Genomic DNA, 26032 nt, shown 5'->3' on the forward strand with positions numbered 1-26032 from the left:
ATGTTACAGGCATTTGACGGAGTGTCTGGCGTTGACGCTCAGGTGTACGGAGTATTGCTACGGTGGCTCATCGTTGAACGAGGTGGACCAGCGATTCAACAGGCGGTAGATGAGAAGCGTCCTTGCTTCTGCGATCTGGATCAGAGCGGCGTAGCCAACTCCTCCGCATCTTCACTGCGATGCAAGGCCACCTGACGAATCGACAAACGAATCTCCGCCGGCAACACCCGCTTGGCTGCACCTTCAGCGAGTTCGCCGAGCAGTTCGTGATAGCCCAGCTTGCCGGCTGCGTCGCGCTTGAGCACGTCGAGGTCGAGCAGGGTCTGGATGAAGTGGCGGAACAGGCTTTTGTCGAAGAACTCCGGGGCGTTCAGGCCATGCAGGATCGACAGGCGCTGGGCCATGACCGTGCACAGGTCTTCCAGTTCTTCGGCGCTGATGCTGTTCTGGCCGCTGTTGAGCAGCAGGGACACGGTCATGTAGAAGCGCTGCAAGGTCTGGGCAATGCTCTTGGACAGCAGTGTCAGCAGCACGAAATGCCGCGAACTCGGTGCCGGACGCAAGTACACGTCGTTTTCGAAACGCAGCAGCCCTTGCTCGACGAACGCCTCGAGCCATTGATCGATCACCGCGTCCAGTTCGTCCAGCGACCAGCGAATGAACAGCTCCGCTTGCAGGTACGGGTACAGCGCGCGGGTGTAGCGCAGGATCTGTTCGCGACTCATGCGCGAGGCGCTCTGGAAGAAGCTCGCCAGCAGCGCCGGCAGCGCGAAGATGTGCAGTACGTTGTTGCGGTAGTAGGTCATCAGGACAGCGTTCTGCTCGTCCAGATACAGGATCTTGCCCAAGGCATCGCTCTGCTCGGACAGCAAGTCCATGTCCTTGACGTGCTCGATCAGCGCGCGGCCGTCGCCTTCCGGCAATGTGGTGTGCGGTGAGTACGGGACTTTACGCAGCAGCGCCAGGTACAGGTCGAGCACCCGTGCCATGGCGCGATCGTCCAGCGCCAGGCGGCTGGTGGACAGCAGCGCCAAAGCGACCAGGTTGACCGGATTGATCGCGGCGGCTTCGTTCAGATGTTGTGCGACTTTCTCGCCGAGGCGGTTGGTGGTTTCGTTGAGCCATGCCGGTTTGAACTGCGGGCCGAGTTCCTGCTTGCGCCAGCCCGGCTGTTCGCTGTCGAGGAATTGCGCCAGTTTGATCGGTTCGCCGAAGTTCACCGCCACCTGACCGAAGCGTTGCTTGAGTGCGCCGATGACTTTGAAGATATCGAAGATTGATTCTTTCTTCTTGCTCGCACCGCGCAGTTCGCCGAGGTAGGTCCGGCCTTCCAGCACACGTTCGTAGCCGATGTACACCGGTATGAACACGATGGGCATGCGCGACGAACGCAGGAAGCTGCGCAAGGTGATCGCGAGCATCCCGGTTTTCGGTTGCAGCATGCGACCGGTGCGTGAGCGCCCGCCTTCGACGAAGTACTCCACCGGGAAACCCTTGGTGAACAGGGTGTGCAGGTATTCGTTGAACACCGAGGTGTAGAGCGGGTTGCCCTTGAAGGTACGGCGCATGAAAAACGCGCCGCCACGTCGCAGCAAGCCACCGATGACCGGCATGTTGAGGTTGATCCCGGCGGCGATGTGCGGCGGGGTCAGGCCGTTGCGAAACAGCAGATAGGAGAGCAGCAGGTAGTCGATGTGGCTGCGGTGGCACGGCACATAGATCACTTCGTGGCCCTGGGCGACTTTCTGCACGCCTTCGATGTGATTGACCTTGATGCCGTCGTAGATCTTGTTCCAGAACCAGCTCAGTACCACTTCCAGGAAGCGTATCGCGGTGTAGGTGTAGTCCGAGGCGATTTCGTTGCCATAGCGCAGCGCCTGGGCCTTGGCTTTTTCCAGGGAGATGTTTTCGCGCTCGGCCTCTTCGATGATCGCCTGTTTGACCAGGGGTTGGTTGAGCAAGCCTTTGACCAGATTCCGGCGGTGGGAAATGTCCGGGCCGATCACGGCGGCTTTCAAGTTGCGAAAGTGCACCCGCAGGATGCGCTGGGCCATGCGTACCGTGCGCTCGTGACCCTTGTTATGGTCGATCAGTTCGCGCAGGTGGATCGGTGCGGAGAACTGCACGCGGGTCTTGCGCCCCAGCACGATGATGCTGAGCAAGCGACGCAGGCGCCCGGTGACGGCCCAACTGTCGGCGAACAAGAGTTTCCACGGACTGGATTCGCTGTCCGGCGACTGGCCCCAGAACACGCTGACCGGAATGATTTGTGCGTCTTCGGCCGCATTCTGGCTCAGGGCGCTGACCAGGCGAGTCAAGGTGGGTGGCGCGCCGCGCTTGTCCTGGCGGCCGATCCAGTCGGGGTCCGGTGTCAGGTAGAAGAACGCAGCGGGTTCCAGCAGGTTGCCCACCGAGACCGGCAGTACCGGGCGCGGCAGGCCGGCCTTGGTGCATTCGGTGTCGACCACGGCGAGGTCGGTCAGCGAAGGATTTTGCAGCACGTAGAACACCGGGCGACTGCGGTCCAGGTCAAGGGTGAACGACGACTGGTTGATCGTCTCCGAGCGAACCCAGAGGTACAAAAGTCGGCGCAGGGTGCCAAACACAAGACGGCGGAACGGGGAACGGGTCATACGGCTTCTGCGTGAGTGAATAAAAACCAAGCAAATGCTCGGGCGGTCGATAGTGTGCCGTATTCGCTGAAAATCGGCAAAAAAGCGGCTAAGTAAAGTGAGTTGAGAGTTTTTACGGCTGTCATATACTCGGCGAGCCCGCGCTGGCCAGACAATGGCACGACCAGTGCTAGCAATGTTCCCGAGGCTTTCCTGCGAAAAGCCCGACCCATAATAAAAAAGGAGTATGAACAGATGGCAACACGTGAAACCGGCAACGTGAAGTGGTTCAACGACGCCAAGGGCTACGGTTTTATCTAGCGCGCGGACGGGGTGGACGTATTCGTGCACTACCGGGCCATTCGTGGTGAGGGGCATCGCTCACTGACGGAAGGTCAGCAGGTTGAATACGCGGTGGTGGAAGGGCAGAAGGGGTTGCAGGCTGAGGATGTGGTGGGGTTGTAACCCCAACTTCAGCTCATCTCAAAACCACTGTAGGAGCGAGCTTGCTCGCGAAGATCTCAAGGACGCCGCGCTTTCCGGAAATGGCGCGTTATCGTTGACGACCATCGCGAGCAAGTTCGCTCCTACAGGTGCGGTGTTCAGGCTTTAAGCGGTCTTCCAGGTGATCTCTTCTTCACCATCGGCGCTGATGCGAATCCAGCGATCGGCCGTCTCCTCGCCTTCCTCCTCGACCCAGCTCCCCGGTGCGCAACGCACTTCGACGTTCAGTGCGGCAAAGGCGGCGCGTGCGCACGCAATGTCGTCTTCCCATGGGGTCTGGTCGCTTTCCAGGTACAGGCTGTTCCATTTTCCTACGGCTTTCGGCAACCAGGTGACCGGCACGTTACCGGCCTTGCACTTGTAGGTCTGGCCTTTCTGCACCCAGTCGGTGCAAGGGCCCAGGGCGGCACCGAGCCAGGCGGAGATGGCCTTGTGGTCGACGTCGGCGTCTTTCAGGTAAATCTCGATATCGGGTTGGCGCATGGATGTCCTCACTGCGTGTCTGAAAAATCCATTCGCGGATTTAGCCGGTCTTGAGCCGTTGCCCAAGACCAAAAATGTTTGAAGTTATTGAAGAACGAAATAATCGTAGCGCATCGACACGGTGACCTCGAACGGCTCGGCCTGCTCGATAACGGCAGCCCGGCGTTCAGCGCTGGCGCGCCAACCATGGGGTGTCATGGCCAGCAGGTTCGCCCGGTCCTGGCCGCTGGCGAGTGTCAGCTTGAATTCCAGGGTTTCACTGTGCGCCAGCGCCATGCCTTCAGGCACCAGATCCAGGTGCTTGTCGTCAATGTATTCGCGGACTTCGTCATACAGTCGCTCGCGCAATTCCATCAGGTGGCCGCTGGTCGGTCCGACTTTCATCAGTCCACCGCCAGGGCTGAGCAGGCGTTTGGCTTCCAGCCAGTCCAGCGGGCTGAAGACACTGGCCAGAAACTGGCAACTGCCGGACGCCAGGGGCACGCGGGCCATGCTGGCGATCAACCAGGTCAGTTGCGGATTGCGTTTGCAGGCGCGCTTGACCGCTTCCCGGGAAATGTCCAGCGCGTAACCGTCGGCGTCCGGCAAGGCATCGGCGATTTGCGCGGTGTAGTAACCCTCGCCACAACCGATGTCCAGCCAGCGTTGCGGCGCATAACCGGCCGCCAGCTCCGCCAGGCGCCTGGCCACCGGCGCGTAGTGGCCGGCGTTCAGAAAGTCGCGGCGGGCTTCGACCATCGCCTGGTTATCCCCAGGATCACGGCTGTTCTTGTGCTGCACCGGCAACAGGTTCAGGTAACCCTGGCGTGCACGGTCGAAACGATGCCCGGCGGGGCAGGCCACGCCGTTGTCCACCGCGTTGAGCGGTTCGCTGCAAATCGGGCAGGCCAGCATCAGGCGAGCAACTTGATCAGGGTCTGGTAATAGATTTCGGTCAGCACGTCGAGATCAGCCGCCAGCACCCGCTCGTTGACCTGGTGGATGGTCGCGTTGACCGGCCCCAGCTCAACCACTTGCGTGCCCATGGTGGCGATGAAGCGCCCGTCGGAGGTGCCGCCGCTGGTGGACGCCTTGGTCTCGCGACCGGTGATGTCCTTGATGCTGGACGAAACGGCGTCGAGCAGCGCGCCCGGTTCGGTGAGGAATGGCAAGCCGGACAGCGCCCAGTCGATGTGCCAGTCCAGGCCGTGTTTGTCGAGGATGTCGGCCACGCGCTTCTGCAGGCCTTCGACGGTGGATTCGGTGGAGAAGCGGAAGTTGAACACCGCGACCAGATCGCCCGGGATGACGTTGGTCGCACCGGTGCCGGAGTTGACGTTGGAAATCTGGAAACTGGTCGGCGGGAAGAAGTCGTTGCCGTGGTCCCAGTGCTCGGCGGCCAGTTCGGCCAGGGCCGGGGCAGCGAGGTGGATCGGGTTCTTCGCCAGGTGCGGATAGGCGACGTGGCCCTGCAGACCGCGTACGGTCAGCTTGGCGCCGAGGGAGCCACGACGGCCGTTCTTGACCACGTCACCGACCAGCGTGGTGCTCGACGGCTCGCCGACGATGCACCAGTCCAGACGCTCCTTGCGCGCCGCCAGGCGCTCGACCACGGCTTTGGTGCCGTGGTGCGCCGGGCCTTCTTCGTCGCTGGTGATCAGGAACGCGACCTTGCCCTTGTGATCCGGGTAGTCGGCGACAAAGCGTTCGGCGGCCACGGTCATGGCGGCGAGGCTGCCTTTCATGTCCGCCGCGCCACGGCCGCAGAGCATGCCGTGTTCGTCGATCACTGCGTTGAACGGTTCGATCTGCCAGGCGGTCACCGGGCCGGTCGGTACGACGTCGGTGTGACCGGCGAAGCACAGCACAGGGCCGTCGTGTTTGCCGTGGGTGGCCCAGAAGTTATCCACATCCTCGATGCGCATCGGCTCGAGCGCAAAACCGGCATCGCCCAGGCGCTGCATCATCTGCTTCTGGCAATCGGCGTCGACCGGCGTCACGGAGGGACGGCGGATCAGGTCGATGGCGAGTTGAAGGGTCGGCGAAAGGTCGGCGTGGGCCGTCATGTGAAAACTCCGGATTCTGTAAATGTGTAGGAGCGAGCTTGCTCGCGATGGACGATAACGGTAACGCGTGCGATCTGAATGACCGCGTTGCCCTTGCGTTTCTCGCGAGCAGGCTCGCTCCTACAGGTATTGGGTCTGGCCCTTCAGCCAAGCCCTGCAAAATGGCGGTTATCTTAAAGCAAAACGGCGACCATAGGCCGCCGTTTAGTGCATCCGCGAAGATTTAGACCGCAGGTGCCGTTGCCGTCTCGGCCACGGGTTTTGGCAGTGACGACAGGAACGCCATGATCAGCGCCGCCAGGTAGGGCAGCGATTGCACCAGCAACATGGTGACCCAGAAGCGCATGTCATTGCTCGGCATGCCGTTGACCAGGAAGATCCCCAGCGCCGCGCCCCATAGCAAGAGCATGATGAACACCTCTTCGCGCGCTTCCGAGATCGCCACCCAGAAGCCGTGGTTATCGGCATTCTTCGGGGTGCGGAAGAACGGAATGCTGCTGGTGAAGAAGCCGTACAGCACCGCTTTGGCGATGGTGTGCGACAACGCCAGCCCGGCCAGGGCCGCGCAGAACGCGTCTTTCAGGTTCACGCCCACCGCACGGCGGTAGAGGAAGATGATCTTGCCGACCTTGAACACGAACAGTGCCAACGGCGGGATGGCGAAGATCAGCAGTGGCGGATCGACCCGTTGCGGCACGATGATCATCGCCGCCGACCACAGCAGCGCACCAACGGTGAAGAAGATGTTCATGCCGTCCGCCACCCACGGCAACCAGCCCGCGAGGAAGTGGTAACGCTGGCCGCGGGTCAGTTCGGTGTCCTTGCCGCGCAGCAGGCTGGCGGTGTGGCGCTTGATGATCTGAATGGCACCGTAGGCCCAGCGGAACCGCTGTTTCTTGAAGTCGATAAAGGTATCGGGCATCAGGCCCTTGCCGTAACTGTCGTGGTAGTACGCCGCCGACAAACCTTTTTCGAACACCCGCAGACCCAGCTCGGCGTCCTCACAAATGCACCAGTCGGCCCAGCCCAGTTCTTCGAGCACCGAGCGACGGGTCATGGTCATGGTGCCGTGCTGGATGATCGCGTCACGGTCGTTGCGGGTGACCATACCGATGTGGAAGAAGCCTTTGTATTCCGCGTAGCAGAGCTTCTTGAAGGTGCTTTCGTTCTGGTCGCGATAGTCCTGCGGCGATTGCACCACGGCGATTTTCGGATCGGCGAAGTGCGGCACCATGTGCTTGAGCCAGTTCGGGTGCACGCAGTAGTCGGAGTCGATGACCGCGATGACTTCGGCGTCCTTGGCGGTATGCGGAATCAGGTAATTCAGCGCGCCGCCCTTGAAGCCGGCCAATGGCGCGACGTGGAAGAACTTGAAGCGCGGGCCGAGGGTTTCGCAGTAGTCGCGCACCGGTTCCCAGACCGCCGGGTCCTTGGTGTTGTTGTCGATGATCAGGACTTCGAAGTCCGGATAATCGAGGTTGGCCAGGGCATCGAGGGTCTGTTTGACCATCTCGGGCGGCTCGTTGTAGCACGGTACGTGAATCGACACTTTGGGGCGGTAGTTCGAATCGCCGACCACCGGCAGGAATTCCCGGCGGCGCTTGTGAATCCACACCGCCTCGGCCAGTTCATGGGCCTCGGTGAGCAGCACGATGAACACCCCGAGCGCACCGAGGGCGAGCAGGAAGCCCACCGTCAGGCTGAACCAGGTGCTGTATTGCTGGCTGTAGTCATAACCGATCCACACCAGCACCGAACCGCAGAGGAACGCGATGAACGTCAGGAAGGTACGGCCACGTTGACGCAGGGCCGAGCCGTCGATCATCAGCAGGGTCAGCGACAGCAGTGCCAGCACCACCGAGCCGATGGCCAGTACGCGCCATTGCGGAATGGCGACGACCGGGCCTTCGAAGTTGAATTTCTGCTGGCGCGCGGCGTTGAACACGCCCCAATACGCACCCACCGAACCTTCGTCGCTGGCCTTCCACGGCTGGTCAAAGGCCTCGATCACGAAGTAGTTGAAGCCCTGGCGGTTAAGTTTGTTGACCAGGGTGCGCAAGTAGATTGCCTGGTCTGCCGGCGACGCGTCGGCGCCCCCGCGCATGCGGCCGTTGCTCGGCCAGCCCACTTCAGACAGCAGCAGCGGTTTTTTCGGGAACATCTTTTTCAGATCGCGGGCGCGGTCCAGAACGAACTGCTGGGCTTTGTCCACCGGGATAAATTCCCAGTAAGGAAGGACGTGCGCGGCGATCAGGTCGACGTGCTTGGCCAGTTCCGGGTGTTCTTCCCAGACGTGCCACTGCTCTGACGTGGTGACCGGCACTTTCACGGCGGCGCGGACGCGATCCAGCAGGACGCTGAGTTCCTGTGCGGTAATTTCCTTACGGAAAATCGCCTCGTTGCCTACAACCACGCGTACGACGCTGCGCGAGGTGTTGGCCAGTTCGATGGCCCGGGCGATTTCTCGCTCGTTGCGCTCCTGGTCCGGGCTGATCCAGATCCCCAGGGTCACCCGCAGGCCGAATTCTTCCGCGAGCTTGGGGATGTCCTCCAGCGTGCCGTCGACCGAGTAAATACGGATGTTGTCCGTCAGCTTGCTCATGATCTCCAGATCACGCCGCATTTGGTCGTCAGTGGGGTACTGGTCCTTTTGTGGGAATTGGCCCTGCTGGAACGGCGAATAGGAGAAGCCGGAAATCTGTTCAGGCCAGTTGGGGGCGGTGACCGGGCGATTGATCAGCGCCCAGAAGCCGGTAAACAAGGCAGCGATGGCGAGCACCACCACCAGATTGAGTCCAAATTTACGCGATGACATAGCTATTTCAGGTTCCAAAGGCTGTGGAACGAAGGAACGGTTGGCTACCGCCAAGGGGCGCGCATCCTACACCGGCAGATCGCTGAACGTACATCGGACAGGGAAATGCCCGACATTGGGCAATGTGCTTTCACATAAGTTCTTACACTTGTAGCTTGAAAGTTAAATCTTATTAGAAGGCCGGACACCCTCTATAATGCGCGCCGGTTTTTGGGGTAATGGTCATGAGTACAGAAGATCCGCGGTTTGCTGGTATTGCCCGTTTGTATGGCATCGAAGGCCTTGAGCGCCTGCGCGCGGCCCATGTGGCGATCGTCGGTGTCGGTGGCGTAGGTTCCTGGGCGGCGGAAGCCATGGCGCGCTGCGGCGTGGGCGAGATTTCGCTGTTTGACCTGGATGACGTCTGCGTCAGCAATGCCAACCGTCAGTTGCATGCGCTGGACAGCACCGTCGGCAAGCCCAAGGTCGAAGTGATGGCCGAGCGCCTGCGCGGGATCAACCCGGACTGCACCGTGCACGCGGTGGCGGATTTCGTGACCCGCGAGACCATGGCCGAGTACATCACGCCGAACATCGACTGCGTGATCGACTGCATCGACAGCGTCAATGCCAAGGCAGCGCTGATCGCCTGGTGCAAGCGCCGCAAGATCCAGATCATCACCACCGGCGGCGCGGGCGGGCAGATTGATCCGACACTGATCCAGGTCTGTGACCTGAACCGCACCTTCAATGACCCATTGGCTTCGAAAGTGCGCTCGACCCTGCGTCGCGACTATGGCTTCTCGCGCACCGTGACCCGCCATTACAGCGTGCCCTGCGTGTTTTCCACCGAGCAACTGCGCTACCCGAAACCGGACGGCAGCATTTGCCTGCAGAAGAGTTTTGTCGGCGACGGCGTGAAGCTCGACTGCGCCGGCGGGTTTGGCGCGGTGATGATGGTGACGGCGACGTTCGGCATGGTCGCGGCGACCAAGGCGGTGGACAAGATTGTGGCGGGCGTGCGGCGGCCGGCGGATCGGGTCAAACCTGAGGTTTGATGGTTGTTGCTGAAGGCTATTAACCTGCCAAGTCACGCATCCGCTGTAAAACAGCGTTCAAACCATTGCTACGGGACGGGGACAACTGGCGACCGAGCCCCAGCTGATTGAACCAGTCCGGCAAGTCCACCTGTTGCAATTCAACCGCCGACAAGCCGTTGACCCGTGCCAGCAGCAGCGCCACCAAGCCGCGAATCAACCGCGCATCGCTGTTGGCACTGAACTGCCAATGACCATCGCGCAATTCGCCTACCAGCCATACCTGGCTCTCACAGCCGTGCACGCGGTTGGCGTCAACCTTGTCCGCATCGCTCAACGCCGGCAGGCGTTCGCCCCATTGCATCAACAGGCGTGCCCGTTGTTCCCAACCGGGCGCATTCTGAAAGGCGTGCAGGGCGGTCACGGCATCGACGGGCAAACTCATCGCAGCAACTCCAGTGCCTGGTCCAGTGCTTCAAAGAAGCGCTCAAGGTCTTCAGAGTCGTTGTATAACCCCAGCGACACCCGAATCGCCCCGGCCAGTTGAAGGCTTTTGAGCAACGGCATGGCGCAATGATGACCGGCGCGCACCGCGATCCCTTGCTCGGTCAGCAAATGGGCCAGATCGGAGTTATGCACACCTTGGACGGTGAAACTGGCCAATGCCACTTGCGGCTTGCCCAGCAGGTGAATGCCGTTGCGCGCCTCAAGGCCTTTGAGCAGATAGTCATGCAGCGCCGCTTCATGGGCGGATACGGCGTCCTGATCGAGCCCGGCGAGGTAATCCAGGCTCGCGCCCAAACCGATCACACTGGCAATCGGCGGTGTGCCCGCCTCAAACCCCAGCGGTGCAGGGCGAAAGCGTGCGTCGTGGTAGTTGGCGTCCAGCACCATCTCGCCGCCGAACTGCCAGGGCTGAAGCTGTTGCAGGGCTTCATTGCGCCCAAACAGCACGCCCAGGCCATCGGGGCCATAGAGCTTGTGGCTGGAAAAAACATAGAAGTCGCAACCCAGTGCCTGGACGTCATGTCGACCATGGACCACGCCTTGGGCACCGTCGATCACGGTCAGGGCGTTGTGCGCCTTGGCCATTGCCAGCAGTGCGGGCAACGGTTGCCAGGCGCCGAGCACGTTGGACAACTGGCTGACCGCCATCAGGCGAGTGCGCGGGCCGATCAATTGCGCCGCGGCTTCGAGGTCGATCAGACCGTCGGCGTTCAGCGGCAGGATCACCAGTTTCAATGCGCGACGCTTTGCCAGTTGCTGCCAGGGCAGCAGGTTGGCGTGATGCTCCAGGGCGCTGATGACGACTTCATCGCCCGGGTTGAATAGGTGTTCCAGGCCATAGGCCAGGAGATTCAGCGCAGAGGTCGCGCCGTGGGTGAAGATAATTTGCCCGCGGTCCCCGGCATTGAGCCACTGGGCGATTTTGCTGCGGCTGTCCTCGAAGGCCTGGGTGGCATGGGCGCCCGGCAGGTGTTGCGCCCGATGCACGTTGGCCGCGCCGTTGGCGTAGTAATGCGTGAGGGCATCGAGCAGGGCTTGAGGTTTTTGCGTGGTGGCGGCGCTGTCCAGATAGGTCTGGTCTTGCCGTTGCAGCGCGGCGATGGCCGGAAAGTCGGCGCGCCAGGGAGAGGGAATCATCATGCTTTTGAGCCCTGGTGAACTTGGGCGGGTGTACGCCAGACCCCGGTGGGAGCGAACCTGCTCGCGATGATCGCGTGGAAGACACGGGCTATCTGATGCCCCGCGTTATCGTTGACGTCCATCGCGAGCAGGCTCGCTCCTACAGGTGAGCTTGTATGACGCTTAGTTGTGAGCGTGCAGTGCTTCGTTCAGTTCGATCGCCGATTTGTGGGTTTTGCACTCCACGGCACCGGTTTCCGAATTGCGGCGGAACAGCAGATCAGGCTGACCCGCCAGTTCACGGGCCTTGACCACTTTGACCAGCTGGTTTTTCTCGTCCAGCAGGGCCACTTTGGTGCCAGCGGTCACGTACAGGCCCGATTCAACGGTGTTGCGGTCGCCCAACGGGATACCGATACCGGCGTTGGCGCCGATCAGGCAGCCTTCGCCCACCTTGATCACGATGTTGCCGCCGCCCGACAGGGTGCCCATGGTCGAGCAACCGCCGCCCAGGTCAGAGCCTTTGCCGACGAATACACCAGCCGATACACGGCCTTCTATCATGCCCGGGCCTTCGGTGCCGGCGTTGAAGTTGACGAAACCTTCGTGCATCACGGTCGTGCCTTCGCCAACGTAAGCGCCCAGGCGCAGACGTGCCGCGTCAGCGATACGCACGCCGGCCGGTACGACGTAGTCAGTCATTTTCGGGAACTTGTCCACCGAGAACACTTCGAGCAACTCGCCGCGCAGGCGGGCTTCCAGTTGATGCTCGGCCAGTTCGGCCAGGTCGATCGCACCCTGGCTGGTCCACGCCACGTTTGGCAGCAGCGGGAACACGCCGGCCAGGTTCAGGCCATGGGGCTTGACCAGGCGATGGGACAGCAGGTGCAGCTTGAGGTAAGCCTCAGGCGTGGAAGTCAGTTGAGCGTCTTCGGCCAGGATGGTCGCAACCAGCGGCTTGTGGCTCTCGGCCAGACGGGTCAGCAGGGCGGCCTGGGCAGCGTCGACGCCTTTGCACGCTTCAGCCAGTTGCGAAGCCTGTGCGGTGGTGAAGGCGATGGCCTGGTTGCCTTCGGTGTAGCCCAGAACCGGGGCGATGGCAGCGATCAGTTCGGCGGATGGATTAAGCAATGGCTGCGCGTAAAACACTTCCAGCCATGCGCCTTGACGGTTTTGAGTGCCGACACCAAAGGCCAGGCTGAACGGGGTAGTGGACATGTTGATACCTCTAGCAAATTGGAACGGGCTGCCTACTTGAGTGCTGCCGCGTAGATATCTGGCTTGAAGCCAATCAGGGTTCGGTCACCGAGATCGAGCACCGGGCGCTTGATCATCGAAGGTTGTGCGAGCATCAGCTCGATGGCTTTCGACTGGTCGAGATCGGCTTTGCGTTCGTCGTCGAGCTTGCGAAAGGTCGTGCCTGCACGGTTCAACACCACTTCCCAGCCGTGCTCGTTGCACCATTGGGTCAGGTGTTCACGGTCGATACCGACCGCCTTGTAATCATGGAAGTCATAGCTGACAGCGTGTTCATCAAGCCAGGTGCGCGCCTTTTTCATGGTGTCGCAGGCTTTGATGCCGAAAAGGTGCAACGTTTTACTTGAAACGGTCAAGGAATCGCCCCCTTTACAGGTGCCGGAAATAAAAGGTTCGGGATTATGCCATGAGCGGACGGTTTCGCGTCGGCTGTGGTCGGGTTTGTCTTTATCACCTGCATGAAACCCTGTAGGCGCGAGCCCGCTTGCGATGAACTCGAGAACACCACAGGGTGTCAGTTTGGTAGCGCCATTGTTGGCGACCCTCGCGAGCGAGCTCGTTCCTGCAGGACCGCGTGCGACATTGGTGCAAAGGTCAGTGCGCAGTCTAAGCGGCTAATATGGCACTTCAATGCTGTCGTTTGTCCGGGAACCCTGCGTTATGCAAACCGCCTACACCGTCCTGATCATGCTGATGTTGGTCGGCGTTTCACGCCTGATCGGACGGGTGATTCCGTTGCCGTTGCCATTGGTGCAGATTGGCGCCGGTGCCTTGCTTGCCTGGCCGACACTCGGGCTGCACGTCGCCCTTGATCCTGAGCTGTTTCTGTTTCTGTTCCTGCCGCCGCTGTTGTTTTCCGATGGCTGGCGCATGCCCAAGCGTGAGTTCTGGCGCTTGCGCGGGCCGATTTTGACGCTGGCGGTGGGCCTGGTGTTGTTCACGGTGGTCGGTGCGGGGTATTTCATTCATTGGTTGTTGCCGAGCATTCCGCTGGCCGTGGCGTTTGCACTGGCGGCGGTGCTATCGCCGACCGATGCCGTGGCGGTATCGGCGATCTCCCAGAACCGCTTGCCGACGCCATTGATGCACATGCTGCAGGGCGAGGCGCTGATGAACGATGCGTCGGGTCTGGTGACTTTCAAGTTTGCCTTGGTGGCCGCCGTGACAGGCGTGTTCTCGCTGGCCAATGCCAGTGTCACTTTCGTGCTGGTGGCAATTGGAGGCCTGGCCACGGGCGTGGCGTTGAGCTGGCTGGTGGGGCGCTTGCGCTCGTGGATGGTGGCCCGCGGTTGGGATGATCCGGCCACGCATGTGGTTTTCATGTTGCTGTTGCCATTTGCCGCCTACGTGCTGGCCGAGCGGGTGGGGGTGTCGGGCATTCTGTCGGCGGTGGCGGCGGGGATGATGCAGAGCTGGCTTGACCTGCTTCCGCGCCAGACCAATACCCGCTTGCTCAATCGCAGCGTCTGGTCCTTGCTGGAGTTTGCCTTCAACGGCTTGATCTTCCTGCTGTTGGGTCTGCAGTTACCGGACATCATCAAAGCCGTGGCCAGCCACGAAACATCACTGTGGCCAACGTTGCTTTACCGTTGTCTGGATGTCCTGGCGATTTTCCTGGTGCTGCTGGTGTTGCGGTTTGTCTGGGTGCAGAGCATCTGGCGCCTGTCCATTTTGCTGCGGCGCTGGCGCGGCGCTGATCAGATCACCCGGGTGCCCAGCGCGCGTTCCTGTTGGTTGCTGACCGTCGGTGGCGTTCGCGGCGCGGTGACATTGGCGGGTGTGCTGTCGGTGCCGATGCTCATGGGTCGCAGCGAGTTTCCTGAGCGTGACCTGCTGATCTTCATCGCGGCCGGGGTCATTCTGTTGTCGCTGATCGCGGCCTGCATTGCCTTGCCGTTGCTGCTGCGCGGGATCGAAAAAAGCCCTGACGACAAGCGTCGAAGTGAAGTGCGCGATGCCTGGCGCAAAACCGCCGAGGCGGCTATTCATGCGCTCGAAGTCGAAGAGGTCAACCCTCATGACGCTGCTGAATCCGCCTTATCGGCAGAGCTCAAGGCGCGGATCATGTCCGAATATCGGCATCAACTGGAGGTATACAACGATTCGGCTGAAGCCCAGGCGCTGGCGTTTCAGATGGATTTGCTGGAGCGGCGTCTGCGCTTGAAGGCGCTGCGGGCGCAACGCCTGGAGTTGTATAGCCTCAGCCGTCATCACCAGATTGGTGATGACGTCTTGCGTGAGGTGTTGAGTGAGCTGGACCTGAGTGAAGCGAAACTCGGACAGGTCAAATAACCGTTGTAGGAGCAAGCTCGCCCCTACAGAGGACGCGTACTATTTACGACGCTGGACGAAGTCACGGATACGTTCCGCGGCTTCGACGCATTCGGCCAGTGGTGCGACCAGTGCCATGCGCACACGGCCTGCGCCCGGGTTGACGCCATCGACATCCCGCGACAGGTAAGAACCCGGCACCACGGTCACGTGCTCCTGTTCGAACAGGTCGCGGCAGAAGGCAGCGTCGTCACCGGCTACATTCGGCCACAGGTAAAAACCGCCATCCGGGCGCTGCACGTCCATGACCGGGCTGAGGATTTTCAGCACTGCGTCATACTTCTCGCGGTACAGGGCACGGTTGGCGCGCACGTGCACTTCGTCGTTCCACGCGGCGACGCTGGCCAGTTGGGTTTGTACCGGCATCGCGCAGCCGTGGTAGGTGCGATACAGCAGGAAGCCTTTGAGGATGTCCGCATCACCGGCGACAAAACCCGAACGCAGGCCTGGCAGGTTCGAGCGCTTGGACAGGCTGTGGAATACCACGCAACGCTTGAAGTCCTTGCGGCCCAGTTCCACGCAGGCACTGAGCAGGCCGGGCGGCGGGGTTTGTTCGTCGAAGTACAGTTCGCTGTAGCACTCGTCGGCAGCGATCACGAAGTCGTATTCGTCGGCCAGGGCGATCAGCTTTTTCAGGGTGTCGACCGGGATCAGCGCGCCGGTCGGGTTGCCAGGCGAGCACAGGAACAGGATCTGGCAGCGTTTCCAGATGTCCGGTGAAACGGCATCGAAGTCCGGGTTGAAGCCGTTTTCATCCAGGCATGGCAGGTAATGCGGCTTGGCACCGGCCAGGAACGCCGCGCCTTCGTAGATCTGATAGAACGGGTTCGGGCTGACCACCAGCGCATCGTCGCCACGGTTGACCACGGTCTGGGTGAAGGCGAACAGCGCTTCACGGGTGCCATTGACCGGCAGCACGTTGCGCGCCGGGTCGAGCCAGCCGTTCGGGACGTTGAAGCGACGTTCGCACCATGCCGCGATGGCTTCGCGCAGGGCCGGGATGCCGAGGGTGGTCGGGTACACGGCCATCTGATCCAGATTGCTTGCCAGCGCTTCGGCGACAAAGCTTGGCGAGCGGTGTTTCGGCTCGCCGATGGACAGCGCGATGGCGCGCTTTTCCGGGTTTGGCGTGACGCTGCCGAGCAGGGCGCGGAGCTTTTCGAAAGGGTAGGGCTGGAGCTGGGTCAGAGCGTTGTTCATCGGTAGATCTCGTTCGGTGTGGCGGCTGGCCGACCCTTTGCAGGCGCTGGCTTGCCAGCGATGGGCGTTAACGATGACGCGTTTCTACAGGATAAACGCGGCGCCTTTTGTCCATCGCTGGCAAGCCAGCTCCTACAGGGGCGGGCTCCATTCGGGAAATTTGTTATTCAAATGCTGATACGCGACAGTTTGATATCGGGTTCCTGATTGACGCTCAACTGCTCGACGATTGCATCTTGTAACCGGCTGCACAACTGCGGGTCGGATAAAGGCTGGTTGTTGGCATCGGTGATGAAGAAGACGTCTTCCACCCGTTCGCCCAGGGTCGCAATCTTGGCGTTTTGCAGCGACAGGTCGAACTCCAGGAAGATCGTACCGATTCGCGCCAGCAGGCCGGGGCGGTCGGGCGCGGTCAGTTCAAGTACGGTGACCGGGCGCTGTGCATCGTTATGGATCGTGACCTGCGGCGCGAAGGCAAAATGCTTGAGCTGGCGCGGTACCCGGCGCTGGATGATGGTCGGGTAGTCGGCCGGGTTTCGCAGGGCTTCGGTCAGGCCTTCGCGGATCTCCTTGACCCGTGCCGGATTATCGCCGATCGAGTCGCCATCGGCGTCGAGCACAATGTAGGTGTCGAGGGTGAACTGGCTGCTGGAGGTGATGACCCGGGCGTCGTGGATGTTCAGGTTGAGCTGGTCCATCGCGGCCACGGTCACGGCGAAGAAGTCGTGCTGGTCGGGTGCGTAAATGAAGATTTGCGTGCCACCCTCGAACTCGCGCTGAGTGGTCTCCTTGATCAGCACCAGTGGTCCGCCATCGGCTGGCTGCTGGAGGATCGCATCGCTGTGCCAGGCCACGTCGCCAGCGGTGTGGCGCAGGAAATAGTCATCGCCCAATTGCGCCCACAATTGCTCGACGTCGTCCGGATCGGTGCCGCCGCGCACCAGAATGTCCAGGGCGGCGCTCTGGGTCTGGCGGATCTGCTCCTCGCGATCGACCGGGTTTTCCAGGCCGCGACGAAGGGCGCGCTTGGTTTCGGTGTAGAGCTGGCGCAGAAGGCTGGCACGCCAGGAGTTCCACAGGGTCGGGTTGGTGGCGTTGATGTCGGCGACGGTCAGCACGTACAGGTAGTCGAGACGGGTTTCATCGCCGACGATCTGTGCGAAATCGTGGATCACCTGCGGGTCGGACAAGTCCTTGCGCTGGGCGGTGGTCGACATCACCAGATGGTTCTGCACCAGCCAGACGATCAGGCGACTGTCCCACACGGGGAGTTGGTGGCGCTGGCAAAAAGCTTCGGCATCCACGGCGCCGATATCCGAGTGATCGCCATGCCGGCCCTTGCCGATGTCGTGGTACAGCCCGGCCAGGTAGATCAGCTCGGGTTTGGGCAGCTTGCCCATGAGTTTGCTGGCCAGCGGAAACTTTTCCGACACCTGAGTGTACTGCAACTTACGCAGATGCTTGATCAGGTTCAGGGTGTGGGCATCGACCGTATAAATGTGAAACAGGTCGTGCTGCATCTGTCCGACGATAAAGCCGAATTCCGGCAGATAACGCCCGAGGATGCCGTAACGGTTCATGCGGCGCAGGTTGCGATGGATGCCGATCTTGCACTTGAACAATTCGATGAACAGGCTGGTGTTGCGAATATCGTTGCGGAAATCGTCGTCGATCAGGTGACGGTTTTCGCGCAGCAGGCGAATGGTGTCGGCGCGCACGCCCTTGATTTCCGGCTGCTGGGCCATCAGCACGAAGATCTCCAGCATGGCAAACGGGGTGCGACGGAACACGTTGTCGTTGCGCGCCTCGATGTAGCCATCGTGGAGCTGGAATCGCGAGTTGATCGGCTGCGGCGGCGCTTGATCATCCGGTGCGAGGATGACCTCCTCGAAGTGCTGGATGATCAGGTCGCTGAGCTGGGCAATGCTCATCACCACCCGGTAATACTGCTGCATGAAGTTTTCGATGGCTTGCTTGGCATCGTCGCCTTCGAACCCCAGCAGCTTGGCAATGGTGCGCTGGTGATCGAACAGCAGGCGGTCTTCCGAGCGGCCGGCGAGCATGTGCAGGGCGTAACGCACTTTCCACAGGAATTCCTGGGAAGACGCCAGCAGGGCGTTTTCGCTCTCTACCAGGAAGCCTTCGCCGGCCAGTGCGCGCAGGTTCAGGGTGCCGTACTCGCGACGTGCCACCCACAGAATCGTCTGAATGTCCCGCAGTCCGCCCGGCGAGCCTTTGACGTTGGGTTCCAGGTTGTATTCGGTGTCGTTGTACTTGTGGTGACGGGCCTTCTGTTCGGCCCGCTTGGCCAGAAAGAAATCCTTGCTCGGCCACATGTGCGCGGTGCTGGTGACGTCCAGCATGCGTTGGCGCAAGCGCTCAGGGCCGCAGATGGTCCGGCTTTCCATCAGGTTGGTGACAACCGTCAGATCGGCGCGGGCCTCCTGGGCACATTCGTCGACCGAGCGAACGCTCTGACCGACTTCCAGGCCGATGTCCCACAGCAGCGTCAGAAAGCGCTCGATGGAGTCACGGAAAATTTCATGATCGGCGCTGTCCAGCAGGATCAGCAGATCGATGTCGGAGTAGGGGTGCAATTCACCCCGACCATAGCCGCCGACCGCAACCAGTGCGATGTCGGCGTCTTCACTCCAGTCGAACTGTTCCCAGGCCTTTTGCAGGATGTTATCGACGAACCAGGCACGATCCTCGATCAACCGGCGAATGTCCCGGCCGCTGCGAAAGCGCCCGTCGAGCACCTCGCGGGCCTGGCGGATCGCCTTCTTGAAGGCCGCGATCGGGCTTGCCTTCAGGGCCAGTTCAGCCTGGAACTGGCCGCGATCGAAGAGTTCTGGATCCACCTGCGGCATCGATTGGCTTTCCTTTCTGTAAGGCTGGGAATGGAGCGGGGCGGATCAGGCCGAAACGCGCGGGATGGTGTCATCGCTGCGCAAGGTGAAGATCTCGTAACCGGTTTCGGTCACCAGCAGCGTGTGTTCCCACTGTGCCGACAGCTTGCGATCCTTGGTGATCGCGGTCCAGCCGTCGCCCAGGACCTTGGTGTCAGCCTTGCCCTGGTTGATCATCGGCTCGATGGTGAAGGTCATGCCGGCTTGCAGCTCCATGCCGGTGCCCGCGCGGCCGTAGTGCAGGATCTGTGGCTCTTCGTGGAAAACTTTACCGATGCCGTGACCACAGAATTCGCGAACCACCGAGAAACCGTTCTTTTCAGCGTGTTTCTGGATGATTTCACCGATGTCGCCGAGGCGGCAACCGGGTTTGACGATTTCAATCGCCTTGTACATGCATTCCTGGGTCACTTGCGACAGACGCTCGGCCCAGACCGGCACGGTGCCGACGTGGAACATGCGGCTGGTATCGCCGTGGTAGCCGTCCTTGATAACGGTGACATCGATGTTCAGGGTGTCGCCATCCTTCAGCGGTTTGTCGTTCGGGATGCCGTGGCAGACCACGTGGTTGATCGATGTGCAAATCGACTTCGGGTAGCCCTTGTAGTTGAGCGGGGCAGGGATGGCTTTCTGCTCGTTGACAATATAGTCGTGGCAGATCTGGTTCAGTTGATCGGTGGTCACCCCCGGCTTGACGTATTCGGCAATCATTTCCAGCACATCGGCGGCCAGTTTGCCGGCGACGCGCATTTTTGCGATGTCCTCGGGGGTTTTGAGGGTGACGGTCATACAGGCTCTCTCTGCGCTCGATGGCGCTTTCTCAACGAAAAGGGCGTTGCGCAATCGAACTTCGCAGCCCTGAAAAACGCAATTCTAACAGACGATCGGGGCAAATCCGCCGCTCTGTGAATCGCTTATCTCCATACAATGGTGCATTGTGGGCCGATTCCAAGGGCGGGAACTGTGTGGTGACCAGGATTTCAGAATCCGGGTTTCGTTTTTTCCTCCCTTGTGATATAAAATGCGCCGCTTTCCGGGGATGCCCCGAAAAGCCTAAATCCACACACGTGTCGACACGATGACCTGGGTGCCTTCAGCTGATGCTGCTGGTTGGTCATTGGGATACGTGGAGGCCAAACCCGACTTATTAAGGAACTATCATGTCCCAAGTCAACATGCGCGATATGCTGAAGGCCGGTGTGCACTTCGGTCACCAGACCCGTTACTGGAACCCGAAAATGGGTAAATACATTTTCGGCGCGCGTAACAAGATCCACATCATCAACCTTGAAAAAACCCTGCCAATGTTCAACGAAGCTCTGACTTTCGTAGAGCGCCTGGCCCAGGGCAAAAACAAGATTCTGTTCGTCGGCACCAAGCGTTCCGCTGGCAAGATCGTTGCTGAAGAAGCAGCACGTTGCGGTTCGCCGTACGTCGATCACCGCTGGTTGGGCGGCATGCTGACCAACTTCAAAACCATCCGTGCTTCCATCAAGCGTCTGCGTGACCTTGAAGTACAAGCCGAAGACGGTACTTTCGCCAAGCTGACCAAGAAAGAAGCGCTGATGCGCTCCCGTGACCTGGAAAAGCTGGATCGTTCCCTGGGTGGTATCAAGGACATGGGCGGTCTGCCAGACGCTCTGTTCGTTATCGACGTTGATCACGAGCGCATCGCGATCACCGAAGCCAACAAGCTGGGCATCCCGGTTATCGGCGTAGTCGATACCAACAGCAGCCCGGAAGGCGTTGACTACATCATCCCAGGCAACGATGACGCAATTCGCGCTATCCAGCTGTACATGGGTTCGATGGCTGACGCTGTTATCCGTGGTCGCAACAACGTTTCTGGCGGCACCGAAGTTTTCGTTGAAGAAGCTCCGGTAGCTGCAGCTGAGTAATTAACGCCCCTGGCGTTGACTCAGTAAGCAAAAAGGGGGCTTGGCCCCCTTTTTGCCACCTCGGAAACCATTTGTTGGCGCCCTCTGCTTCATCTGTAACGTGCGGCAGCTAACAAGGGTGGTTCGGGAAGAATTGAACGCCCGTTCGATCGGGTGGAATGGTTGATAACCTATCCAAGAGGAATTTTGAAATGGCAGAGATTACTGCAGCGTTGGTCAAAGAATTGCGCGAGCGTACTGGCGAAGGCATGATGGACTGCAAAAAGGCCTTGACCAAGGCTGGCGGCGACATCGAAAAAGCCATTGATGACATGCGTGCTTCGGGCGCCATCAAGGCTGCCAAGAAAGCTGGCAACGTTGCCGCTGAAGGCGCAATCGCCATCAAGGCTGACGACAAGTCCGCCGTTCTGCTGGAAGTTAACTCGCAGACCGACTTCCTGGCCCTGCAAGACGACTTCAAGAACTTCGTTGCTGCCAGCGTAGAAAAAGCTTTCGACGAAAAACTGACCGACGCAGCTCCGCTGATCGCCGCTCAGGAATTGGCTCGTGAAGCCCTGGTTGCCAAAGTTGGCGAAAACGTCAACATCCGTCGTCTGGTACGCGTAGAGGGTGACGTTGTCGGCACCTACCTGCACGGTAACAAGATCGGTGTTGCTGTTGTTCTCAAGGGCGGCGATGTACAGCTGGCCAAAGAGATCGCCATGCACGTGGCGGCAAGCAACCCTGAGTTCCTGCTGCCATCGCAGGTTTCGCCAGAGGCCATCGAGCGCGAGAAGGGTGTTTTCATGACCCTGAACGAAGACAAGATGAAAGGCAAACCAGCAGAAATCGTCGAGAAGATGATCGCTGGCCGTATCACCAAGTTCCTGGCCGAAGCCAGCCTGGTCGAGCAGGCTTTCGTCATGAACCCGGAAATCACCGTTGGTGCCCTGGCCAAGAAAGCTGGCGCAGAAATCGTTTCCTTCACCTACTTCAAGGTCGGTGAAGGCATCGAGAAGCCAGTTGACAACTTCGCTGAAGAAGTTGCTGCTCAGGTTGCGGCTGCTTCCAAGCAATAAGACGGTTTTTTAACTGTCGCCCTGAAGAGGCTGCCCGCTCACGCGCGCAGCCTCTTTTCAGATGGGGCACCAATTTTTAATTGGTTTCCTTTTGGAACTGACTTACAAAGCCATGTTCCGATGGCGCTGAAGCAGCGCCAAGCTAGAGTGAACGCCAGCTGAAAACAGCTCGCAAAGAATTTTTAAAATACGCCGCAGGAGAGATTCGCAATGGCTCAGCAGGGCAGTGGTTATCAGGCTCGCTATAAACGCATTCTACTCAAGCTTAGCGGCGAGGCCCTGATGGGCTCGGAAGAGTTCGGGATCGATCCGAAAGTTCTGGATCGCATGGCGCTGGAAGTTGGCCAACTGGTCGGCATCGGTGTTCAGGTCGGTCTGGTGATCGGCGGCGGTAACCTGTTCCGTGGCGAAGCGCTGAGCAAGGCCGGGATGGATCGGGTCACTGGCGACCACATGGGCATGCTGGCCACTGTGATGAACGCCTTGGCGATGCGCGATGCGCTCGAACGTGCCAATATCTCGGCCATTGTGATGTCGGCCATTTCCATGGTTGGCGTGACCGATCACTATGATCGCCGCAAGGCCATGCGTCACCTGAACTCCAAGGATGTCGTGATTTTCGCAGCCGGTACCGGCAACCCGTTCTTTACCACGGATTCGGCAGCCTGCCTGCGTGCAATCGAAATCGATGCCGATGTCGTGCTGAAGGCGACCAAGGTCGATGGCGTCTACACCGCTGACCCATTCAAAGACCCGCATGCCGAGAAGTTCGATCATCTGACCTACGATGAAGTACTGGATCGCAAGCTGGGCGTGATGGATCTGACGGCCATTTGCCTGTGCCGCGACCACAAGATGCCGTTGCGCGTATTTAACATGAACAAGCCCGGCGCCCTGCTGAACATCGTGCACGGTGGCGCTGAAGGGACCCTGATCGAGGAAGGCCAACAATGATCAACGAAATCAAGAAAGACGCTCAAGAGCGCATGCAGAAATCCGTGGAATCGCTGGCGCACAACTTCGGTCGTATTCGTACCGGCCAGGCGCATCCAAGCATTCTGGAAGGTGTCATGGTGCCGTATTACGGTTCCGACACGCCGATCAAGCAAGTTGCGAACATCACTGTCAAAGACGCTCGCACCCTGCAAGTCGTTGCCTTCGAACGCAATATGCTGGGTGCTGTAGACAAGGCGATCGGTAGCGCTGGTCTGAACCTCAATCCGACCAACCTCGGTGAGTTGCTGCTGATTTCCATGCCGGCCCTGACTGAGGAAACCCGTAAGGGCTTCACCAAACAGGCTCGCGATGTTGCTGAAGACGCCCGTGTTGCGGTGCGCAACATCCGTCGTGACGCGAACAGCCAGCTCAAGGATCTGGTCAAGGAAAAGGAAATCAGTGAAGACGAAGAGCGTCGCGCCACTGGCGAAATCGACGATCTGACCAAAAAGTTCGTGGCTAAAATCGATGCGGATTTGGCGCAGAAAGAAAAAGACCTGATGGCCGTATAAGGGTCACGTTTTCATGGAAAAGACCAAGCAGATTGCACCGCCTGCGGTGCCGCGCCATGTCGCGATCATCATGGATGGTAATAATCGCTGGGCGAAAAAACGCTTTATGCCGGGTATCGCCGGGCATAAAGCGGGTGTGGATGCGGTTCGTGCGGTCATCGAGGTGTGCGCCGAGGCTGGGGTCGAAGTTCTGACCTTGTTCGCGTTTTCCAGTGAAAACTGGCAGCGCCCGGCCGATGAGGTCAGTGCCTTGATGGATCTGTTCTTCAAGGCATTGCGTCGTGAGGCCAAGCGCCTCAACGACAACAACATCAGCTTGCGCATCATTGGCGACCGTTCGCGTTTCCACCCGGAGCTTCAGGCTGCGATGCGTGAAGCCGAGAACATGACTGCAGGCGCCAATCGCTTCGTTCTGCAGATCGCCGCCAATTACGGCGGTCAGTGGGATATCGCGCAGGCGGCACAGCGCCTGGCTCGGGAAGTTCAGGCGGGCCACCTGCGACCCGAAGACATCACCCCGGAATTACTGCAAACCTGTCTGGCTACCGGTGATCTGCCGTTACCGGACTTGTGCATCCGTACCGGTGGCGAACACCGCATCAGCAACTTTTTGCTGTGGCAGCTGGCCTATGCCGAATTGTACTTCTCCGACCTGTTCTGGCCGGACTTCAAACACGACGCCATGCGTAACGCGCTGGCCGATTTCGCATCTCGCCAGCGTCGCTTCGGTAAAACGAGCGAGCAGGTCGAGGCTGGAGCCCGGGTTTAATGCTCAAACAACGAATCATCACCGCGCTGATCCTGCTGCCGATTGCCCTGTGCGGTTTCTTCCTTCTCGAGGGGTCTGCCTTCGCGCTGTTCATCGGATTAGTAGTGACCCTGGGGGGTTGGGAGTGGGCTCGCCTGGCGGGTTTCAATGAGCAGTCGATGCGCGTTGCTTATGCCGCAGCCGTCGCGTTGATGCTGTTTGTCATGCACCTGTTGCCGGGGCTCGCGCCCTGGATACTGGGGGCTTCGGTGCTCTGGTGGGGCATTGCGACCTATCTGGTGCTGACGTATCCACGCTCCAGTGATCACTGGGCCAGTGCGGCCTGCAAGCTGGTGATCGGACTGCTGATTCTGCTGCCGGCCTGGCAAGGCCTGGTCCTTATCAAGCAGGAGCCCCTGGGGAACTGGTTGATCATGGCGGTGATGGTGCTGGTCTGGGGGGCCGATATCGGCGCGTATTTTTCCGGTCGGGCGTTCGGCAAGCGCAAGCTGGCTCCACTAGTCAGCCCGGGGAAAAGTTGGGAAGGCGTTTACGGTGGTTTGGCGCTGAGCCTGATCATCACTGTTCTGGTCGGGTTTTTCCGTGACTGGACGGTTGCCGAGCTGTTCAAGGGTCTGATCGGCGCGGCGTTGATCGTGTTTATTTCAGTCGTGGGCGACCTTACCGAAAGCATGTTCAAGCGCCAGTCAGGGATCAAGGACAGCAGTAATCTACTGCCGGGACACGGCGGCGTACTGGATCGGATCGACAGTCTGACCGCCGCGATCCCTGTATTTGCCGTACTGTTGTGGATGGCTGCACCGTGAGCCGCCCACAGCAGATTACCGTGTTGGGGGCGACGGGTTCGATCGGTCTGAGCACCCTTGATGTCATCGCTCGCCATCCTGCGCGCTATCAAGCTTACGCCTTGAGCGGCTTCACACGCTTGAGTGAGCTGCTGGCACTGTGCGTGCGTCATACTCCGCGATTCGCTGTAGTGCCTGAAGCGGCGGCTGCTCGAGTGTTGCAGGATGATCTGCGTGCGGCAGGTCTTTCGACCCGGGTTTTGGTGGGGGAGGAAGGTCTGTGTCAGGTCGCCGCCGACCCGGAAGTCGATGCGGTCATGGCGGCCATTGTCGGTGCGGCGGGTTTGCGTCCGACCTTGGCGGCAGTCGAGGCTGGCAAAAAAATCCTCCTGGCCAACAAGGAAGCACTGGTAATGTCCGGTGCGTTGTTCATGCAGGCTGTGCGCAAGAGTGGCTCGGTATTACTGCCGATCGATAGTGAGCACAACGCGATTTTCCAGTGCATGCCGCAGGATTTCGCTCAAGGCCTGGGGGCGGTCGGTGTGCGTCGGATTCTGCTGACGGCATCGGGTGGCCCGTTCCGGCAGACACCCATGGCTGAGCTGGCACATGTTACCCCCGAGCAGGCCTGTGCTCATCCGAATTGGTCCATGGGGCGCAAGATTTCGGTCGACTCGGCCAGCATGATGAATAAAGGGCTCGAACTGATCGAGGCCTGCTGGCTGTTCGATGCCAAGCCTTCCCAGGTCGAAGTGGTGATTCACCCGCAGAGCGTCATTCATTCGCTAGTCGACTATATCGATGGCTCGGTGTTGGCTCAATTGGGTAATCCTGACATGCGCACGCCAATCGCCCATGCGCTTGCCTGGCCGGAACGGATCGATTCGGGTGTGGCGCCGCTCGATCTGTTTGCCATCGCGCGTCTGGACTTCCAGGCGCCCGATGAGGAGCGTTTTCCTTGCCTGCGCCTGGCCCGTCTGGCGGCCGAAGCAGGCAACAGTGCGCCGGCCATGTTGAATGCGGCCAATGAGGTCGCGGTTGCGGCCTTTCTCGACGGACGGGTTCGCTACCCGGAAATCGCGAGTATCATCGAAGAAACCTTGAATCTCGAGCCTGTGGTAGCAGTGGATGATCTCGCGGCAGTGTTCACGGCAGACGCGAAGGCGCGTGTGCTGGCCGAACGATGGTTGAGTCGTCACGGACGATAAGTGTGCAA

21 protein-coding genes and 1 pseudogene are annotated in these 26032 nt (G+C 60.0%); 10 read left to right on the top strand and 12 right to left on the bottom strand.

Translation table 11 applies throughout. The features are described 5' to 3' along the window. Positions 1–140: 140 nt before the first annotated feature. Positions 141–2633, bottom strand: a complete 2493-nt coding sequence (gene plsB, locus ACX3YD_RS21900; protein WP_458960976.1) for a glycerol-3-phosphate 1-O-acyltransferase PlsB — start codon at positions 2631–2633, stop codon at positions 141–143. Between the two features lie 234 nt (positions 2634–2867). On the opposite strand from plsB, the pseudogene ACX3YD_RS21905 reads away from it, so the two are divergent. Beyond that, positions 2868–3077, top strand: a pseudogene (locus ACX3YD_RS21905) (cold shock domain-containing protein). A gap of 144 nt (positions 3078–3221) precedes the next feature. On the opposite strand, the gene ACX3YD_RS21910 reads toward ACX3YD_RS21905, so the two are convergent. The 4 genes from ACX3YD_RS21910 to ACX3YD_RS21925 all read right to left on the bottom strand — a co-directional run bounded on the left by ACX3YD_RS21910 (position 3222) and on the right by ACX3YD_RS21925 (position 8459). After that, positions 3222–3599 (bottom strand): hypothetical protein, encoded by a 378-nt coding sequence (locus ACX3YD_RS21910; protein WP_020799880.1) that lies wholly within the window; start codon positions 3597–3599, stop codon positions 3222–3224. Positions 3600–3683: 84 nt separating this feature from the next. Next, positions 3684–4493 (bottom strand): putative RNA methyltransferase, encoded by an 810-nt coding sequence (locus ACX3YD_RS21915; protein WP_103403619.1) that lies wholly within the window; start codon positions 4491–4493, stop codon positions 3684–3686. Then, on the bottom strand, positions 4493–5644 hold the full coding sequence (gene dapE / locus ACX3YD_RS21920; protein ID WP_103403618.1) for a succinyl-diaminopimelate desuccinylase: 1152 nt from the start codon (positions 5642–5644) through the stop codon (positions 4493–4495). Before dapE ends, ACX3YD_RS21915 begins: the two co-directional genes overlap by 1 nt. A 223-nt stretch (positions 5645–5867) precedes the next feature. Next, complete coding sequence (locus ACX3YD_RS21925; RefSeq protein ID WP_103403617.1) at positions 5868–8459, bottom strand: glycosyltransferase; 2592 nt, start codon at positions 8457–8459, stop codon at positions 5868–5870. Positions 8460–8683: 224 nt separating this feature from the next. On the opposite strand from ACX3YD_RS21925, the gene tcdA reads away from it, so the two are divergent. Beyond that, positions 8684–9496: a tRNA cyclic N6-threonylcarbamoyladenosine(37) synthase TcdA gene (gene tcdA / locus ACX3YD_RS21930; protein WP_161793914.1), complete on the top strand. Its 813-nt coding sequence runs from the start codon at positions 8684–8686 to the stop codon at positions 9494–9496. Between the two features lie 19 nt (positions 9497–9515). On the opposite strand, the gene ACX3YD_RS21935 is transcribed toward tcdA, so the two are convergent. The 4 genes from ACX3YD_RS21935 to ACX3YD_RS21950 all read right to left on the bottom strand — a co-directional run bounded on the left by ACX3YD_RS21935 (position 9516) and on the right by ACX3YD_RS21950 (position 12714). Further along, entirely contained in the window at positions 9516–9920 is a 405-nt protein-coding gene (locus ACX3YD_RS21935; protein ID WP_103403616.1) for a SufE family protein, read from the bottom strand. After that, positions 9917–11122 carry an aminotransferase class V-fold PLP-dependent enzyme gene (locus ACX3YD_RS21940; protein WP_458960977.1) on the bottom strand — a complete coding sequence of 402 codons (1206 nt, stop codon included), beginning with the start codon at positions 11120–11122 and terminating at the stop codon, positions 9917–9919. The genes ACX3YD_RS21935 and ACX3YD_RS21940 overlap by 4 nt, the downstream gene beginning before the upstream one ends. A 162-nt stretch (positions 11123–11284) precedes the next feature. Further along, positions 11285–12319 carry a 2,3,4,5-tetrahydropyridine-2,6-dicarboxylate N-succinyltransferase gene (gene dapD / locus ACX3YD_RS21945; RefSeq protein ID WP_103403614.1) on the bottom strand — a complete coding sequence of 345 codons (1035 nt, stop codon included), beginning with the start codon at positions 12317–12319 and terminating at the stop codon, positions 11285–11287. A gap of 32 nt (positions 12320–12351) precedes the next feature. Then, the gene (locus ACX3YD_RS21950; RefSeq protein WP_008057297.1) at positions 12352–12714 is read right to left on the bottom strand and encodes an ArsC family reductase; all 363 of its coding nucleotides are present in this window, start codon (positions 12712–12714) and stop codon (positions 12352–12354) included. A 304-nt stretch (positions 12715–13018) separates the two neighbouring features. Between ACX3YD_RS21950 and ACX3YD_RS21955 the strand changes: the two genes are divergently transcribed. Then, entirely contained in the window at positions 13019–14650 is a 1632-nt protein-coding gene (locus ACX3YD_RS21955) for a Na+/H+ antiporter (protein WP_103403613.1), read from the top strand. A 39-nt stretch (positions 14651–14689) separates the two neighbouring features. Here ACX3YD_RS21955 and dapC read toward each other — a convergent pair whose 3' ends face one another. The 3 genes from dapC to map all read right to left on the bottom strand — a co-directional run bounded on the left by dapC (position 14690) and on the right by map (position 19587). Further along, entirely contained in the window at positions 14690–15889 is a 1200-nt protein-coding gene (gene dapC, locus ACX3YD_RS21960; protein WP_458960978.1) for a succinyldiaminopimelate transaminase, read from the bottom strand. A gap of 167 nt (positions 15890–16056) precedes the next feature. After that, on the bottom strand, positions 16057–18759 hold the full coding sequence (locus tag ACX3YD_RS21965) for a [protein-PII] uridylyltransferase (protein WP_103403611.1): 2703 nt from the start codon (positions 18757–18759) through the stop codon (positions 16057–16059). 45 nt (positions 18760–18804) lie between these two features. Next, positions 18805–19587: a type I methionyl aminopeptidase gene (map, locus tag ACX3YD_RS21970; protein WP_047526297.1), complete on the bottom strand. Its 783-nt coding sequence runs from the start codon at positions 19585–19587 to the stop codon at positions 18805–18807. Between the two features lie 371 nt (positions 19588–19958). Between map and rpsB the strand changes: the two genes are divergently transcribed. From rpsB to ispC, 7 genes are all read left to right on the top strand, one after another. Beyond that, a complete protein-coding gene (rpsB, locus tag ACX3YD_RS21975; protein WP_047526298.1) occupies positions 19959–20696 on the top strand; it encodes a 30S ribosomal protein S2 in 738 nt (245 codons plus the stop codon). Positions 20697–20887: 191 nt separating this feature from the next. Continuing rightward, the gene (gene tsf / locus ACX3YD_RS21980) at positions 20888–21754 is read left to right on the top strand and encodes a translation elongation factor Ts (RefSeq protein WP_047526300.1); all 867 of its coding nucleotides are present in this window, start codon (positions 20888–20890) and stop codon (positions 21752–21754) included. A 210-nt stretch (positions 21755–21964) separates the two neighbouring features. Beyond that, positions 21965–22708 carry a UMP kinase gene (pyrH, locus tag ACX3YD_RS21985; RefSeq protein WP_003222124.1) on the top strand — a complete coding sequence of 248 codons (744 nt, stop codon included), beginning with the start codon at positions 21965–21967 and terminating at the stop codon, positions 22706–22708. Beyond that, positions 22705–23262: a ribosome recycling factor gene (gene frr / locus ACX3YD_RS21990; protein ID WP_008000041.1), complete on the top strand. Its 558-nt coding sequence runs from the start codon at positions 22705–22707 to the stop codon at positions 23260–23262. The genes pyrH and frr overlap by 4 nt, the downstream gene beginning before the upstream one ends. 13 nt (positions 23263–23275) lie before the next feature. Then, positions 23276–24031 (top strand): polyprenyl diphosphate synthase, encoded by a 756-nt coding sequence (gene uppS / locus ACX3YD_RS21995; protein ID WP_047526310.1) that lies wholly within the window; start codon positions 23276–23278, stop codon positions 24029–24031. Further along, a complete protein-coding gene (locus tag ACX3YD_RS22000) occupies positions 24031–24837 on the top strand; it encodes a phosphatidate cytidylyltransferase (protein ID WP_047526313.1) in 807 nt (268 codons plus the stop codon). The genes uppS and ACX3YD_RS22000 overlap by 1 nt, the downstream gene beginning before the upstream one ends. Beyond that, the gene (ispC, locus tag ACX3YD_RS22005) at positions 24834–26024 is read left to right on the top strand and encodes a 1-deoxy-D-xylulose-5-phosphate reductoisomerase (protein WP_458960979.1); all 1191 of its coding nucleotides are present in this window, start codon (positions 24834–24836) and stop codon (positions 26022–26024) included. The genes ACX3YD_RS22000 and ispC overlap by 4 nt, the downstream gene beginning before the upstream one ends. Positions 26025–26032 lie beyond the last annotated feature (8 nt).

It is taken from the genome of Pseudomonas fluorescens group sp. PF-1 (assembly GCF_054481335.1).